Genomic DNA, 15673 nt, shown 5'->3' with positions numbered 1-15673 from the left:
GACGGCCCCTGCCGCCGCGGGGGCCGTCCGTCACGGCTCGCCGTTCGTCACCAACTCGCCGTAGACGCAAGGAAACGGCTGAACCGTCCGATCTTCACCCAGCGTGACATCCACGTGTCCGCGCATGTCACCTGCCTGGTACCGTCCCGGCCAACGGCCGACTTCTCACTGGTCCGCCCGTACGTTTCGCTGGAAGGTTGGAGCATGACGGACGACGTCGCAGCAGCACGCGCCGCTGCCGAGGAGAAGTCGGCGTTCTCCCACGAGCCCGTCGGCCCCGACGCCACCGCCGCCTACGGCGACCACCCCGACCAGGTGATCGACTTCTACGCCCCGCGCGGCGAGGCCGGTCCGGGCGGCCCCGCCCCGGTCGTCCTCGTGCTGCACGGCGGTGCCTGGCGGGCGCCGTACGACCGGCGTCACATCAGCCCCTTCGCGGCCTTCCTCGCCCGTCGCGGACTGGCCGTGGCCAGTGCCGAGTACCGGCGCGGTGGCGGTGAGGACTCCCTCGCGGGCCGCTGGCCCGACACCTTCGACGACGTGGCCGCCGCGCTGGACGCCCTCCCGGCGCTGGTACGGGAGCTGCTGCCGCAGGCCGACCCGCGCCGTACGGTCCTCACCGGCCACTCGGCGGGCGGGCACCTCGCGCTGTGGGGCGCCGCCCGGCACGTCCTGCCGCCCGACTCGCCCTGGCGCAGTGGCGGTTCGGCGGCGCTGCGGGGTGTGGTCGCCCTCGCGCCGATCGCGGACCTCGCGGTCGCCGACAAGCTGGACGTGTGCGGGGGTGCCGTACGCCAACTCCTCGGCGGGGACGAGCACCTCGCCGAGCGGCGGCCGTACGCGGACCCGGCGCTGCTGCTGCCGACCGGCATCGCCACCACCCTCGTCCAGGGGCGCGCGGACCTCGATGTGCCGCAGCTGGTCGCCGAGTCGTACGCGGAGGCGGCGGCGAAGGCCGGGGAGATGGTGGGGGTGACGCTGCTGGAGGACGTGGGGCACTTCCCGCTCATCGACCCCGCGGCGGACGCGTGTGCCGTGGTGGCTCAGGAGATCGAGCAACTGGCCTGGTGAGAGGCGTTCCTGGCCGGACCCTTGGGTGGTCCCCCGGCCATACCCGTAGTACTTGAGAGCTACGCCGCAGGTGAGTTCCCCGGTGGGACGCGGACGACGACTCCGGCTCCGTAACTTCCCTTCCGTGCAGACCCGATGGCCGGGTGCGCTGGAGGGGAACGACCATGGGGCTGGCATCGGGGTACCGCCGTAGCGACGGAGGCCGGCGCCGCGTCGGCCGATGGCGTCGTGCCGCGCTCGCCGCCCTCGTCACGGGTGCGGTGGTTCTCCCTCTTTCCGGGGCGGTGCGGCCGGAGATCCCCGCTCCCGCACCCGCCTCTCTCGCTCCGCTCAGCGCGTCGACGCTGGACGAGGCGTACGCGGCCAACCGCGCCAACGCCGCCGAAGCGGCCCGCATGGCCGCGGGCCACCACGACCGGGCCCGTGCCGCGACGGACCGTTCCCTGGCCGCCCCGGCCCGGCACCTGCTCGCCTTCGACGGCCGCGGCTCCGGCCTGGTCACGGAGGTCCTGGGCGACCTCCGCCGGGCCGACCGGATAGCCGTCCTGGTCCCCGGCTCCGACACGAGCCTCGACACCTACGGCCGGTTCCACGCGGCCGCCGCCGCGCTGCACGGGCAGCTCGTGCGGCAGGCCCCGGCGGGCACGCGCACCGCGGTGGTGGCCTGGCTGGGCTACGAGACGCCGGGCACGGTCAGCACGACGGTCACGACGACCGGCAGGGCCGAGCAGGCGGCCCCGCGGCTGCGCGCCCTGGTCTCCGGCCTGCGCGCCATAGCGGGCGACGGACCGCGTATCTCGCTGCTGTGCCACTCGTACGGCTCGGTCGTCTGCGGACGGGCCGCCGCCGGGCTCGCCGTCGACGACCTCGCGCTCGTCGGCAGCCCCGGCACCGGCGCGGACTCCGCCGCCGCCCTGCGCACTCGCGCCCGCGTCTGGGCGGCCCTCGGCGGTGACGACTGGGTGGCGAACGTCCCGCATGTCAGCACGGACCTGTTCGGCACCACCGTCGGCTTCGGCACCGACCCCGCCTCCCCGGCCTTCGGCGCCCGGGTCTTCGCGGCCGGCGACGGCGGCCACAGCGACTACTTCAGGCCCGGCACGGCCTCCCTGGCCAACCTGACCCGGATCGTCCTGGGCGAGACCGAGGCGGTGACCCATGAGTGACGTCGGCGTACGGACGACCGGTATCGGCGTACGAGGTGTCCGGCAGGCGGTGCTGCGCGGCGCCGGCCGTGTCGGTTCGGCCACCCCGGCCGAACGGGACCGGGCCGTGGACGCCCTGCGCGCCGTCGCGGTGCTCGGCGTCGTCCTCGGCCACTGGCTGGTCACGGCCCTGGTCTCCGACGGCCGCGCCCTGCGCACGGCGAGCCCGCTCAGGGACATGCCGTGGCTGACGCCCGTCTCCTGGCTGTTCCAGACCCTCGCCGTGTTCTTCCTGGTCGGCGGCCATGTCGCCACGCGCGGCTATGCCTCGGCCCGCGCCCGGGGCGTCCCGTACCACCGCTGGCTGACGGGCCGTCTGACCCGGTTGTTCAAGCCGGTCGCGGCCGTCCTCGGCCTGTGGACGGTCGCCGCGCTCGCGCTGCTGCTGTCGGGCGCCGAGTTCGGGACGGTCCGCACGCTGGTGAAACTGGCCCTGTCACCCTTGTGGTTCCTCGTGGTGTTCGCCGTGCTGACGGCGGTGACCCCGTTGCTGACCCGGCTGAACCCCCTGTGGCCGCTGGCCGTCGTACTGCATGTGGACCTTGTGCGGTTCGGCCTGGGCGGCCCCGCCTGGCTGGGCTGGGTGAACGTGGCGGCGGGCTGGATGGTGCCCTACACCCTGGGCGCGGCCTGGACCCGGGGCGAGCTGGAGGGCCGCCGCGCGGGCTGGGTCCTGCTCGGCTGCGGTACGGCGGCGACCGCCGCTCTCGTCGTCCTCGCCGGCTACCCGGCGTCGATGGTCGGCGTCCCGGGCGAGGGCATGTCCAACCTGGACCCGCCGACGCTGGCCGTGGTCACCTTCGGCCTGGCCCAGTGCGGTCTCGCCCTGCTGCTGCGGGAGCGGCTGCGCCGCGCGATGCGCCGGCCCGTGGCCTGGGCGGCGGTGGCGCTCGTCAACCTCTCCGCGATGACCGTCTTCCTGTGGCACCAGACGGCCCTGATGGCCACGACGGCCACCGGCCTCCTCGCGGGCCGGCTCCCCGGGCTGCACACCCGGCCCGACGGGCTCGACTGGGTCGGGGCCCGGCTCCTGTGGCTTCCCGTGTTCGCCCTGGCCCTCGCGGTCTGCTGCGCCGCGTTCCGTTCCTTCGAACGGGGCGGTGACAAGGGCCGCCGTTCGCGGGTGGTGCGGGCGCACCGTCCGTCCGGCCGGGGGACAGCGGCGAAGGCCCGCCATGTCTAGGCTGGGCCGCGTGACGGACACGGGGGTGGGCGGCGCGCCGCGAGCGGGCGTCAGGGGCTGGCTGCGGACACTGCGCGGGGACCTGGGGACGGTCCGGGCCGACCCGCTGCCGCCCTCCACCTGGCTGCGCTGGCTGCCGCACGGGCTGGTGTGCCTGGCCGCGTTCGGCGTCTTCCTCGGTGGCGTCAACGACATGGCGGACAACGGCCATCTGAGCCGCGGCCCGGCCCTCCTGGTCGCGGGCGCGCAGGGCGGCGCGGTGGTGCTGGGGCTGTGGCGGCCGGTGCCGGCGTGGTGGCTGTCGCTGGGGGCCTTCTTCACGGGTGCCGTCCTGTTGCACCGTCGGCTGAGCATCGAGCTGGAGACCTACACCTGGCCCTGGACCGCGGCCGGGATCATCGGCATGCTGCTCGTGCTGCTGCTGCTCGCGCTGCGGGTGCCCACCCGGGCGTCGGTGGCGGCCCTGGTCGTGACCGCACTGGTCACCTATGGCCTGGAGAACCTGTGGGTCCGGGTGGACCACGACGCCACGGGCACACTCGCGATCGCTCTGGCCACCTTCGCCGTGGTCGTCGGCACCGCCCTGCGCGGCCGCCGCGAGGCCCGCGCGCAGCTCCTGGAGCAGACCACGCTCACGGCCGAGGAACGCACCCGGCGCACCCTGCTGGAGGAGCGCAGCCGTATCGCGCGGGAGCTGCACGACGTGGTGGCGCACCACATGTCGGTCATCTCCATCCAGGCTCAGGTCGCCCCGCATCTCGTCGAGAACCCGCCCGACGAGCTCAAGGAGAACCTCGCGGGCATCCGGCAGAACGCCCTGGAGGCGCTGACCGAGCTGCGCCGGGTGCTGGGCGTGCTGCGCTCGGAGCACCCCGGGCCGGGGGAGGCCCTCGTCGGCCCGGGCGGCGACACCGCCGACCACGCCCCGCAGCCCACCCTCGACCGGCTCGACGCGCTGGTGGAGAACACCCGGGCCGCCGGCCGCGAGGTCACCACCGAGATCAACGGCGAGCGGCGTCCGCTGCCGCCCGGCGTGGAGCTGTCGGCGTACCGGATCGTGCAGGAGGCCCTGAGCAACGTCCTGCGGCACGCGCCCGGCGCGAGCGCCAAGGTCCGTCTCACGTACCAGTCGGACGGTCTTGAGGTGGAGATAGTCAACTCCCGGCCGACGGGGCCCGCGTCGCCCTCGACGGGAGCGGGGCACGGACTGCTCGGCATGCGGGAGCGGGTCGCGATGCTCGGCGGCACCATGACGGCGCACCCGTGGCACTGGGACGGCTTCAAGGTCAGCGCGTTCCTCCCGGACACCCCGCCCGCCGACGCGACTCCGGGCACCGACCGGATCACCTACCACTTCCCCGACCCCGAGGCAGGAACCCCATGACGAGTGGCAGCGGCAAACCCATCCGGGTACTCATCGTCGACGACCAGGCGATGGTCCGGCAGGGCTTCACCGTGCTGCTCGGCATCCAGCCCGACATAGAGGTCGTCGGCGAGGCCCGGGAGGGCCGGGAAGCCGTGGCGAAGGCCGCCGAGACCGCCCCGGACGTCGTCCTCATGGACATCCGCATGCCCGGGGTCGGCGGGATCGAGGCCACCGAGCTGATCACGGCCGCGCACCCGGACATCAAGGTGCTGGTGCTCACCACCTTCGACCTCGACGAGTACGTGTACGACGCGCTGCGCGCCGGGGCGTCCGGCTTCCTGCTGAAGGACGCGTCGTCGGAGCAGCTCGCCGAGGCGGTCCGGGTGGTGGCGGCCGGGGAGGCGCTGCTCGCCCCGGTCATCACGCGCAAGCTGATCGCCGAGTTCTCCCGGCTGGACGGCCGGCCCCGCTCCCCGCTCAAGGAACGCGTCGGCGATCTGACCGAGCGGGAGACGGAGGTGCTCGCCCTGATCGCGCAGGGCCTGTCGAACGGGGAGATCGCCCGGCACCTCTTCGTCGCCGAGCAGACGGTGAAGACCCACGTGGGCCGGATCCTGGTGAAGCTTGGCCTCAGGGACCGGACGCAGGCGGCGGTGTTCGCGTACGAGTCGGGGCTGGTGCGGCCGTCGGGGTACTGAGACCAGGTGCCCCCCGTAGTACCTGAGAGGGACGGTGTGGAACCCCTCTCACTGGGGACGACCGGGGCCCGGGGTGCGCATACCTTTCTGTACGTGACCGAGACGACTCACACGCAGACCATGCCGCCGGGGGACAGGGCCAAGCCGCGCAGTCCGGAGTACCGGGTGGCGGTGGACTCCCTGCGCGGGCTGCGGCAGGACCTGATCCATGACGCCTTCGCCTACCGGCCGCTGCCGGGCCGGCGCACGGACGGCCGGTTCGCCCGGCGGCTGCCCGGCCGCCTGCGGGAGTACGCGGCCTGGACGCCGCACGCCCTGATCGTCGCGGCGGCCCTGATATCCGTGGCCTTCGCCACCGTCGACTCCGGTGGACCGGCCGCGCTGATGGGTCTGTTCTGCGCGGTTCCGGTGCTGCTGACCATGGTGCGGCCGGTGGGGGCGTTCTGGGCGTCCATGGTCTCCACCCTGGTCGTGGCCGTGATCGGCAGCCGCTGGTTCGAATGGCCGTGGGCGGCCGGCAGCTTCGTCAGCCACCTGACCGTGCTGACGGTGGTGGCGATGCGCACCAGGCCGCGCACGGCCGGGTGGATGTGGGCGCTGACGGCGCTGTACGCCGTCGTCGCGGACAGCGGCATCGGCCCGACCTCCATGTACGGCAGCAACTCCGGCGCCATGCTGATCATCTCGGCGCTGGTCCTGCTCTGCGTCACCGTCCGGCACATCCGCCGGGACGCCGTGCAGGAGGTCACCGCCCAGCAGACGGTCACCGCGCACGAGCGGTCCCGCCGCACCCTGCTGGAGGAGCGCACCACGATCGCCCGCGAGCTGCACGACGTCGTCGCCCACCACATGTCGGTGGTCGCCATCCAGGCGGAGGCCGCGCCCTACCGGGTGGAGAACCCGCCGCCGGAGCTGGAGAAGGCCTTCGCCACGATCCGGGAGAACGCGGTGGCGGCCCTGACCGAACTGCGCCGCGTCCTGGGCGTCGTGCGCGCCGAGGACTACGAGGCCCCGGACGCCCCGCAGCCCACGCTCGCCGAGCTGGAGGGGCTGCTGGCCAATGTGCGGGAGGCCGGGCTGGGCGTGGACAAGGCGGTGACCGGGGCGGTGCGCGAACTGCCCCAGGGCGTGGAGCTGTCGGCGTACCGCATCGTGCAGGAGGCGCTGAGCAACTCCCTGCGGCACGCCCCGGGCGCGACCGCCCGCGTCGAGATCGGCTACGTCCTCGGCGGGCTGGGCCTGCGTATAGTCAACGGCCCGCCGCCGAACCCCAGCCTGATCAAACCCTCGCCCGGCGCCGGACACGGCATCACCGGCATGCGGGAGCGGGTGTCGATGCTCAGCGGCGAGATGACGGCGGGCCGCACGGACGACGGAGGCTACGAGGTGGCGGTGTTCCTTCCGGTCGCACTGCCGGACGAGGGTGACGCATGACCATTCGCGTACTGATCGCGGACGACCAGATGATGGTGCGCGAGGGCTTCTCCGTCCTGCTGAACGCGATGCCGGACATCGAGGTCGTCGGCGAGGCGGTGAACGGCCGGGAGGCCGTCGCGAAGGTCCGCGAACTCGCCCCGGACGTGGTGCTGATGGACATCCGCATGCCCGAGCTGAACGGCATCGAGGCGACCCGCGAGATCGTCGCCGCCGACGGCGCGGCGAAGGTGCTGGTGCTCACCACCTTCGATCTCGACGAGTACGTGTACCAGGCGCTGCGCGCGGGAGCCTCCGGCTTCCTCCTCAAGGACGCCTCGGCCCGCCAGCTCGCCGACGGGGTGCGGATCGTGTCCACCGGGGAGGCCCTCCTGGCCCCCTCGGTCACCAGGCGTCTGATCACCGAGTTCTCCAAGCTCTCCGAGACCCCGCGCCTCATGCCCTCCGCGCAGGCGGCGTACGGGGACCTCACCGAGCGGGAGACGGAGGTGCTGGTCCTGATCGCGCAGGGCCTGTCGAACGCGGAGATCGCCGAGCGGCTGGTGGTCGCCGAGTCGACGATCAAGACACATGTCAGCCGGATCCTGGTGAAGCTCGGCCTCCGGGACCGCACCCAGGCGGCGGTGTTCGCGTACGAGGCACGGCTGGTGACGCCGGGCTAGCCGGCGGGCGGGGGCCCGTTCGTGTCGGAACACCCCTGGTCGGAGACGGGGATCCGGGCTAGCGTCCGTCCATGGCAGCTGCTTTCGACCTCGCGTTCGACCCGTGGGACCCGGCGTTCCTCGCCGACCCTTACCCCGCCTACGCCGAGCTGCGGGCCAGGGGCCGCGTGCACTACTACGAGCCCACGAACCAGTGGCTCGTCCCGCACCACGCGGACGTCTCGGCCCTGCTGCGCGACCGGCGCCTGGGCCGGACGTACCAGCACCGCTTCACGCACGAGGAGTTCGGCCGGACCGCGCCGCCGCGGGAGCACGAGCCGTTCCACACGCTCAACGACCACGGGATGCTCGACCTGGAGCCGCCGGACCACACCCGGATCCGGCGCCTGGTGTCGAAGGCGTTCACACCGCGCACGGTGGAGCGGCTGAGGCCGTATGTGGCCGATCTCGCCGGGGAGCTGGTCGACGGGCTCGTCAAGCGAGGCGGCGGCGACCTGCTCGGCGACGTCGCCGAACCCCTCCCCGTCGCCGTGATCGCCGAGATGCTCGGCATCCCGGAGTCCGACCGGGCCCCGCTGCGCCCCTGGTCGGCGGACATCTGCGGGATGTACGAGCTGAACCCGTCCGAGGAGACGGCGGCGAAGGCGGTCAGGGCGTCGGTGGAGTTCTCCGACTACCTGCGTGAACTGATCGCGGCCCGCCGCGAGGAACCGGGCGACGACCTGATCTCGGGCCTCATCGAGGCACACGACGAGGGCGACCGCCTCACCGAGCAGGAGATGATCTCGACGGCGGTCCTCCTCCTGAACGCCGGCCACGAGGCCACGGTGAACTCCACGGTCAACGGCTGGTACGCCCTCTTCCGCGACGAGGCCCAACTGGCGGCCCTGCGCGCGGACCACACCCTCGTCCCCACCGCCGTCGAAGAACTGATGCGCTACGACACCCCGCTCCAGCTCTTCGAACGCTGGGTCCTGGACGACATCGAGATCGCCGGCACGACGATCCCGCGCGGTGCGGAGATCGCCCTGCTCTTCGGCTCCGCCAACCACGACGCGACGGTCTTCTCCGACCCGGCCCGCCTCGACCTGAGCCGCACGGACAACCCCCACATCTCCTTCAGCGCGGGCATCCACTACTGCATCGGCGCGCCGTTGGCACGGATCGAGCTGGCGGCCTCCATGACGGCCCTCCTGGAGAAGGCCCCGACGCTCCGCCTCGCCGAGGAGCCGCGACGGAAGCCCAACTTCGTGATCCGGGGTCTTGAGGGGCTCAGCGTCGCGGTCTGAGACGCCGGACCAGCGCCCAGGCCGCCAGGGAGGCGGCGACCCCGCCGAGGACCGCCAGCGGCAGTTCGGCGTAGAGGACGCTCCAGTCCGGGGCCGCCTCGAACCGCCAGAGCCGCTCCCGGACCCCGACGGCCCACACCGCGAGCCCCGCGCCCGCGCCGACGGACGCGGTCAGGCATCCCGCAGCGGCCTGCGTACGTTGTCCCATGCCCGGCATGGACGTACGCGGGCCGCGGCGCGGTTCCGGCCGCCGCTCAGGAGGTCATGTCCCGGCGCCGCAGCCCCGCCAGGCCGGCGGCCACCAGCACCACGGCCAGCCCCAGCAGGACCAGCACCGGCCCCCACTCCATCGCCCCGCCCGGCAGCTTGGGCAGGTGCCCGAAGGGCGACAGGTCCAGCACCGCCCGCGGCACGTCCAGCGCGGGCCCGACCCAGCCGATCAGCAGGACCGCTCCGGCGACGCCCCAGGCCGCCGCCGCTGCCCGGGGCAGTACGCCGATCAGCAGGACCGCGAGGCCGCCGATCACCCAGATCGCCGGGAGCTGCACCAGGCACGCCCCCAGGATCGGGCCGATGTCCCTGCCGTAGCCGAGGGCGAAGCCCAGGCCGGCCAGCAGCATCAGGAGCGCCGCACCGCCGAAGGCGATCGCCAGATGCCCGGCGGCCCACCGCAGCCGCCCGACCGCGTTCGCCAGGACCGGTTCCGCCCGGCCCGACGTCTCCTCGCCGTGCAGCCGCAGCACCGACGCCACGATGTACAGGGCCGCGACCAGGCCGAGCATGCCGACCATCGACGCCAGGAACGCGTCCGTCAGGCCGGAGTGGCCGCCCATCCGCTCGAAGATCCGCCGGGCACCGGCGTTGTCGCCGACCAGGTCGGCCGCGCCCTCGGTCATGCCGCCGTAGACCGCCCCGGCGAGGAGGAAGCCGATGCTCCAGCCCAGGACACCGCCCCGCTGCAACCGCCAGGCCAGCGCGCCCGCGCTGCCCAGGCGGCCGCTCGCGGGCCCCGGCCGGGTGGGCAGGAAGCTCATGCCGACGTCCCGGCGGCCGGCCAGCCCGTAGGCCGCCGCGCCCTGGAGCAGGACCGCCCCGGCGAGCAGCGCCAGTACCCACCAGCGTTCGTCGGCGTACGGCCGCAGGTTCTCCAGCCAGCCCAGCGGCGACAGCCACGTCAGTACCGACGAGCCGTCGTCCGTCGCGGAGTCGCCCGCCGCGCGCAGGACGAAGGCGGTGCCCAGCACCGCCGCCGTCAGCCCTCGGGCCAGCCGGGCGCTCTCCGTCAGCTGGGCGACGATCGCCGCCATCGTGGCGAAGACCATCCCGACTCCGGCGATCCCCAGGCCCAGGGCCAGCGCCCCGGCCACTCCCCGCCCGGCCAGTCCGGCCGTCACCAGCAGCGCCAGGACCGCGTTGGCGACGGCCGCCGCCAGCAGGGCCGACGTCAGGGAGGCCCGGCGGCCCACCATCCCGGACGCCACCAGCTCCTGACGGCCGCTCTCCTCCTCGTCCCGGGTGTGCCGTACGACGACCAGCAGGCTCATCACGGCGGCCAGGGCACCCGCGTAGACGCCGACCCGCCAGGCCGTCAGCGCGCCGATCGAGTCGTCGAAGACCGGGCCGATCATCGCGCGCAGCGAGGAGTTGGCGGCCATCTGCCGGATCAGGTCGGCGCGTTCGGCCGGGGTGCCGTACAGGCCCTCCAGCGTGCCCGGCATGGAGAGGACCATCAGGGCGTTGACCCCGATCCACACCGGGATCATCAGCCGGTCGCGGCGCAGCGCGAACCGCAACAGCGTGCCCGTCCCGGCCAGCTGACGTGAGCTGCCGGGCCGCACCGCGAAGGCCGTCATCGGGCCGCCGCCTCTGCCGTCTCGTCCGACTGGTAGTGCCGCAGGAACAGCTCCTCCAGCGTCGGCGGCGTCGAGGTCAGCGACCGGACACCCGACTCGCTCAGCGACCGCAGTACGCCGTTCAGCCGGTCGGTGTCGACCTGGAGCCGGACGCGGTGGCCCTGGACGTCGAGGTCGTGGACGCCGGGCAGCTCGGCCAGTCCGTTGGGCGGGCCCGCGAGTTCGGCGACGACGCTGGTGCGGGTCAGATGGCGCAGGTCGGCGAGCGACCCGCTCTCGACCGTACGGCCCTTGCGGATGATGCTCACCCGGTCGCACAGCTCCTCCACCTCGCTGAGGATGTGGGAGGAGAGCAGGACGGTCCGCCCCCGGTCGCGCTCCTCCTCGACGCACCGCCGGAAGACCTCCTCCATCAGCGGATCAAGCCCCGAGGTCGGCTCGTCCAGGATCAGCAGGTCGACGTCCGAGGCGAACGCGGCGACCAGGGCGACCTTCTGCCGGTTGCCCTTGGAGTACGTACGGCCCTTCTTGGTGGGGTCGAGTTCGAAGCGCTCGATCAGCTCCGCGCGGCGCCTCGTGTCCAGTCCTCCGCGCAGCCGCCCGTACAGGTCGATGACCTCGCCGCCGGAGAGGTTGCGCCACAGCGTCACGTCCCCCGGGACGTAGGCGATACGGCGGTGCGCCTCGACGGCGTCCGCCCACGGGTCGCGGCCGAGCACCTGCGCGGCGCCCGAGTCGGCGCGCAGCAGGCCGAGCAGGACACGGATGGTGGTGGACTTGCCGGCGCCGTTGGGGCCGAGGAAGCCGTGGACCTCGCCGGAGGCGACCTCCAGATCGAGCCCGTCGAGTGCGTGCGTCCGTCCGAACGACTTGTGCAGTCCGGAGACGGTGATGGCCTTCGTCATGCTTCAGAAGCTACGCTTTCTTCAGAAACTTGTGAAGTTAAGGAACCGTATGAATCGCGGATAGGGTGAACCGCATGACGGAATCAGCCGGGAGCGGCCGGGACGCGGAGGCCGTGTCGAGGTTCGTGGAGTCCTTCGCGGCGCAGCTCGTCGAGGCCGGTATGCCGCGGATGCCCGCCCGGGTCTTCGCCGCGCTGCTCGCCTCCGACGAGGGTTCGCTGACCTCCGCCGAACTGGGGGACCAGCTGCGCATCAGCCCCGCGGCGGTGTCCGGGGCGGTGCGCTACCTGGCCCAGACGCACATGGTCTCGCGCGAACGGGAGCCCGGTTCCCGCCGGGAGCGCTACCGGGTGCACGGCGACCAGTGGTACGAGGCCCTGACCAACCGCGAGGCCGTCCTCAAGCGCTGGGAGGGGGCCCTGCGCGAGGGCGTCACCAGCCTCGGCGCCACCACCCCGGCGGGCCGCCGCCTGTCCGAGACCCTCGCGTTCTTCGAGTTCCTGCAGGGCGAGGTCGCGGCGATGATGGAGCGCTGGCGGGTGCACCGGGAGGAGCGGTTCGGGGCAGGGTGATCGGTCGGCTACGCTGAGTGGTGGCTGGTTCGTACTCAGGGGAGGGCGCATCATGACAGTCATGGCAGAGCGACCGACGATAAGCGGTGCCGAGTCCAGCAGCTTCCAGGAACTGCTGGACATCCTCGACGAGCTGCGCCTGCGCGACGGCTTCAAGGCCGAAATCATCAAGGGGAAGATCGTTGTGTCGCCGTGGTCGCAGGGCTACTACCACCGCGTCATGGAGCTCGTGTGTGAACAGCTGCGGTCGTATCTCCTCCCAGGGCACCGCATGAGTTGTGGCCCGTTCCTGTACGTCTTTCCAGGGGACGAGCGGGCGTACGGACCGGACATCCACGCCGCGCCCGGGCGCGTGTTCGAGACGACCAGCAACCGGCTGGACGGTGAGGCCTTGTCCTTCGTCGCCGAACTGACGTCCAGCAGCACCCGGGATGACGACCTGACCGACAAGGTCGAGGTCTACGGACGAGCAGGCGTCCCCGTCTACCTGCTCCTCGACATGCAGGAGGAGCAGGCCACGGTCCTGTGGACGCCGTCCGCCAAGGGATACGAGTCGCGCGTCACCCGGCCGTTCGGCGAGAAACTTCCCATCCCTGCCCCCTTCGACTGTCTGCTGGACACCGCCGGGTTCCAGGCCCCCGAGGACTGACTCACGACCCTGCCGGCACCGTCAGCCCCCACGCCCCCTCCCGCACACTCCACGTCCGGGTCCGGACCGGCCCCGACACCACCGTGTCCGCCCGGTAGCGGAAGTGCGCCCCCGAGACGGTCACCGTGCGGCCCCGCGCGAGCAGGGGAGAGGCCTCGGCGCCCACCGACACCGGCCGGACCTCCACCGACGCGATCCCCGCGGGGCCCGGCGCCACCGACACCGCCTCGACCGGCTGGTCCAGGTCGACGAGGGTCTCCCCGTCCACCTCGACCCGCAGCCGGGACGGCCCGGGCTCCGGCGCGGCGGCGAGCCGGGACGGGCGGCCCGCCGGCACCAGGGTCCGGACCAGGGACTGGCAGGTCCGCAGCCACGGGTGGCCCGTCGCCGCCTCCGGATCCTCGTCCTGAGGCCCCTCGGCCGCCGGGAAGGGCGACAGGGGCGGTATGCGCAACGCGCCGAGCACCACCCCGTCGCTGTCGTCGACCATCAGGTCCATCCGCCGCTCGACCCCGTCGAGCACCGCCCGCGCCGCGGCCACCGTCCCCGTCGGCACCCCCAGCGAACGCGCGAGGGACTGCACACCACCGACCGGCACCACCGCCAGCGCGCACCCGGTCAGCTCCCGGTGCCGGTGCAGCAGCGACACCGCGCGGATCAGGGCCCGGTCGTCGCCCACCACGACCGGGCGCCGCGAGCCCCGCCGGGCCAGCGCCCGGGCGAACTCCTCCGGCCCCTCCGGCAGGCACACCTTCGTGCCGGCACCCCCGCTGAGCACGTCTTTCGCGATCCGCACGGACTCGTTGTCCGTCCGGCGGGCGACCGGGTCTATGACCACCAGCAGCTGCTCGGACGTCGGAGAAGTCGCCACCTCGGCCATGCCTCGCTTCCTCGGGTAGCATCTTTGTGCAAGAGCCCCTTGCGCTATTGCGCCAGGGGCTTCGTCTATTCCGGGGCATCCGGTCCGACGGTTGGCGGCCAACGGTGGTCGCGGTGCACGCGGTGGTACACCGCCGCGTTCGCCCTCGACCATGGACATGCCCCGCCCGGAAGGGGTGTACGCGCGTGCCCGCACTTGTGCTGCTCGGTGCTCAGTGGGGTGACGAAGGCAAGGGAAAGGCCACCGACCTGCTCGGTGGATCCGTGGACTATGTAGTGCGCTACCAGGGCGGCAACAACGCCGGCCACACGGTGGTCGTAGGTGACCAGAAGTACGCACTGCACCTCCTCCCTTCCGGAATCCTGTCTCCCGGCTGCACGCCGGTCATCGGTAACGGTGTCGTCGTCGACCCGTCGGTCCTGCTCTCCGAGCTGAGCGGTCTGAACGAGCGTGGTGTCGACACCTCCAAGCTCCTCCTCAGCGGCAACGCGCACATCATCACGCCGTACAACGTCACCGTCGACAAGGTGACGGAGCGCTTCCTCGGAAAGCGCAAGATCGGCACGACCGGGCGCGGCATCGGACCGACCTACGCGGACAAGATCAACCGTGTCGGTATCCGTGTGCAGGACCTCTACGACGAGTCGATCCTCACGCAGAAGGTCGAGGCGGCCCTCGACATCAAGAACCAGGTCCTCACCAAGCTCTACAACCGGCGCGCGATCGCCGTGGACCAGGTGGTCGAGGAGCTGCTGACGTACGCCGACAAGCTCCGGCCGTACGTCTCCGACACCGTCCTGGTGCTGAACCAGGCCTTGGAGGAGGACAAGGTGGTCCTCTTCGAGGGCGGCCAGGGCACGCTCCTCGACATCGACCACGGCACGTACCCCTTCGTCACCTCCTCGAACCCGACCGCGGGCGGCGCCTGCACCGGCGCCGGCGTGGGCCCGACGAAGATCAGCCGGGTCATCGGCATCCTCAAGGCCTACACGACCCGTGTCGGCGCGGGCCCGTTCCCGACGGAGCTCTTCGACGAGGACGGCGAGGCGCTGCGCCGCATCGGCGGCGAGAAGGGCGTGACCACCGGCCGCGACCGCCGCTGCGGCTGGTTCGACGCGGTGATCGCCCGCTACGCGACCCGCGTCAACGGCCTGACCGACTTCTTCCTGACCAAGCTCGACGTCCTCACCGGCTGGGAGCAGATCCCGGTCTGCGTGGCGTACGAGATCGACGGCAAGCGCGTCGAGGAGCTCCCGTACTCCCAGACCGACTTCCACCACGCGAAGCCGGTCTACGAGATGCTGCCGGGCTGGAGCGAGGACATCAGCAAGGCCAAGTCCTTCTCCGACCTGCCGAAGAACGCCCAGGCCTACGTCAAGGCGCTGGAGGAGATGTCGGGCGCCCCGATCTCCGCGATCGGCGTGGGCCCGGGCCGGGACGAGACGATCGAGATCAACTCGTTCCTGTAGGACGCCTCCTGCCGCGGCCGGTGACCGAGGGAGTGATCCCCGGTCACCGGCCGAGCTGTGCCGCCAGTTCCTGAACGATGCGGTGGCCGCCGAGCAGATCGATGCCGGTGCGCTCGCGGAGCAGCTTGACGGCCTGGATGTCCGAGTCCCGCTTCCCCTCGCCCAGTACGTCCGTCAACTCCGCGACCAGAGCGGCGTCCGACTCCCGCAGGGCGTCCAGTGCCTGGCTGTGCGTGGTGGGCAGGGTGCCGCCCTCGACCAGCAGCTCCAGGGCCACGGAGCCGGTGTGCAGATTCAGGCTCGAACTCTTGCGCAGGCGACGAATCGCCCTGGCCGTCCGGCCCTCACCCGCCAGCACCCTCGCCTCATCCTGCGCCTCCTGCCCGACCGTGGTGATCATCGCGGTCAGGCGGGCTTCGGTACTCGTCATGGACACA

General features: G+C 72.6%; 16 protein-coding genes. 11 read left to right on the top strand and 5 right to left on the bottom strand.

The window, feature by feature from the left end; all coding sequences use genetic code 11:
* Positions 1–204 precede the first annotated feature (204 nt).
* The 8 genes from ACZ6I3_RS35585 to ACZ6I3_RS35550 all read left to right on the top strand — a co-directional run bounded on the left by ACZ6I3_RS35585 (position 205) and on the right by ACZ6I3_RS35550 (position 8908).
* A complete protein-coding gene (locus ACZ6I3_RS35585) occupies positions 205–1071 on the top strand; it encodes an alpha/beta hydrolase (RefSeq protein ID WP_469420339.1) in 867 nt (288 codons plus the stop codon).
* 164 nt (positions 1072–1235) lie between these two features.
* Positions 1236–2237: an alpha/beta hydrolase gene (locus ACZ6I3_RS35580; RefSeq protein ID WP_469420337.1), complete on the top strand. Its 1002-nt coding sequence runs from the start codon at positions 1236–1238 to the stop codon at positions 2235–2237.
* Positions 2230–3459 carry an acyltransferase family protein gene (locus ACZ6I3_RS35575; RefSeq protein ID WP_469420335.1) on the top strand — a complete coding sequence of 410 codons (1230 nt, stop codon included), beginning with the start codon at positions 2230–2232 and terminating at the stop codon, positions 3457–3459. Before ACZ6I3_RS35580 ends, ACZ6I3_RS35575 begins: the two co-directional genes overlap by 8 nt.
* On the top strand, positions 3452–4843 hold the full coding sequence (locus ACZ6I3_RS35570; RefSeq protein WP_469420333.1) for a sensor histidine kinase: 1392 nt from the start codon (positions 3452–3454) through the stop codon (positions 4841–4843). Before ACZ6I3_RS35575 ends, ACZ6I3_RS35570 begins: the two co-directional genes overlap by 8 nt.
* The gene (locus tag ACZ6I3_RS35565; protein WP_469420331.1) at positions 4840–5523 is read left to right on the top strand and encodes a response regulator; all 684 of its coding nucleotides are present in this window, start codon (positions 4840–4842) and stop codon (positions 5521–5523) included. The genes ACZ6I3_RS35570 and ACZ6I3_RS35565 overlap by 4 nt, the downstream gene beginning before the upstream one ends.
* 93 nt (positions 5524–5616) lie before the next feature.
* Positions 5617–6957: a sensor histidine kinase gene (locus ACZ6I3_RS35560; protein ID WP_469420329.1), complete on the top strand. Its 1341-nt coding sequence runs from the start codon at positions 5617–5619 to the stop codon at positions 6955–6957.
* Positions 6954–7619: a response regulator gene (locus tag ACZ6I3_RS35555; RefSeq protein WP_189725722.1), complete on the top strand. Its 666-nt coding sequence runs from the start codon at positions 6954–6956 to the stop codon at positions 7617–7619. The genes ACZ6I3_RS35560 and ACZ6I3_RS35555 overlap by 4 nt, the downstream gene beginning before the upstream one ends.
* A 71-nt stretch (positions 7620–7690) precedes the next feature.
* Positions 7691–8908 carry a cytochrome P450 gene (locus ACZ6I3_RS35550; protein WP_469420327.1) on the top strand — a complete coding sequence of 406 codons (1218 nt, stop codon included), beginning with the start codon at positions 7691–7693 and terminating at the stop codon, positions 8906–8908.
* On the opposite strand, the gene ACZ6I3_RS35545 is transcribed toward ACZ6I3_RS35550, so the two are convergent.
* From ACZ6I3_RS35545 to ACZ6I3_RS35535, 3 genes are read right to left on the bottom strand one after another with little or no spacing between them, the layout of a single operon-like run.
* The gene (locus ACZ6I3_RS35545) at positions 8892–9116 is read right to left on the bottom strand and encodes a hypothetical protein (protein WP_469420326.1); all 225 of its coding nucleotides are present in this window, start codon (positions 9114–9116) and stop codon (positions 8892–8894) included. The genes ACZ6I3_RS35550 and ACZ6I3_RS35545 overlap by 17 nt on opposite strands.
* 46 nt (positions 9117–9162) lie before the next feature.
* Entirely contained in the window at positions 9163–10761 is a 1599-nt protein-coding gene (locus tag ACZ6I3_RS35540) for an ABC transporter permease (RefSeq protein ID WP_469420324.1), read from the bottom strand.
* Positions 10758–11666: an ABC transporter ATP-binding protein gene (locus tag ACZ6I3_RS35535; RefSeq protein WP_469420322.1), complete on the bottom strand. Its 909-nt coding sequence runs from the start codon at positions 11664–11666 to the stop codon at positions 10758–10760. Before ACZ6I3_RS35535 ends, ACZ6I3_RS35540 begins: the two co-directional genes overlap by 4 nt.
* Before the next feature lie 74 nt (positions 11667–11740).
* Between ACZ6I3_RS35535 and ACZ6I3_RS35530 the strand changes: the two genes are divergently transcribed.
* Entirely contained in the window at positions 11741–12238 is a 498-nt protein-coding gene (locus ACZ6I3_RS35530) for a GbsR/MarR family transcriptional regulator (RefSeq protein WP_469420320.1), read from the top strand.
* 52 nt (positions 12239–12290) lie between these two features.
* Positions 12291–12887 (top strand): Uma2 family endonuclease, encoded by a 597-nt coding sequence (locus ACZ6I3_RS35525; protein ID WP_469420318.1) that lies wholly within the window; start codon positions 12291–12293, stop codon positions 12885–12887.
* Between the two features lies 1 nt (position 12888).
* Here the strand turns inward: ACZ6I3_RS35525 and ACZ6I3_RS35520 are convergent, their stop codons facing one another.
* The gene (locus tag ACZ6I3_RS35520; protein WP_469420317.1) at positions 12889–13767 is read right to left on the bottom strand and encodes a diacylglycerol kinase family protein; all 879 of its coding nucleotides are present in this window, start codon (positions 13765–13767) and stop codon (positions 12889–12891) included.
* A 185-nt stretch (positions 13768–13952) separates the two neighbouring features.
* Here ACZ6I3_RS35520 and ACZ6I3_RS35515 point away from each other — a divergent pair, with 185 nt between their 5' ends.
* On the top strand, positions 13953–15236 hold the full coding sequence (locus ACZ6I3_RS35515; protein WP_469420315.1) for an adenylosuccinate synthase: 1284 nt from the start codon (positions 13953–13955) through the stop codon (positions 15234–15236).
* A gap of 43 nt (positions 15237–15279) precedes the next feature.
* Here ACZ6I3_RS35515 and ACZ6I3_RS35510 read toward each other — a convergent pair whose 3' ends face one another.
* Positions 15280–15666 (bottom strand): hypothetical protein, encoded by a 387-nt coding sequence (locus tag ACZ6I3_RS35510; protein WP_469420313.1) that lies wholly within the window; start codon positions 15664–15666, stop codon positions 15280–15282.
* Positions 15667–15673 lie beyond the last annotated feature (7 nt).

This window comes from Streptomyces sp. NPDC041940 (assembly GCF_055589465.1).
Note: the sequence above shows the minus strand (reverse complement) of the source record. Positions and strands in the feature narration are given on the sequence as shown.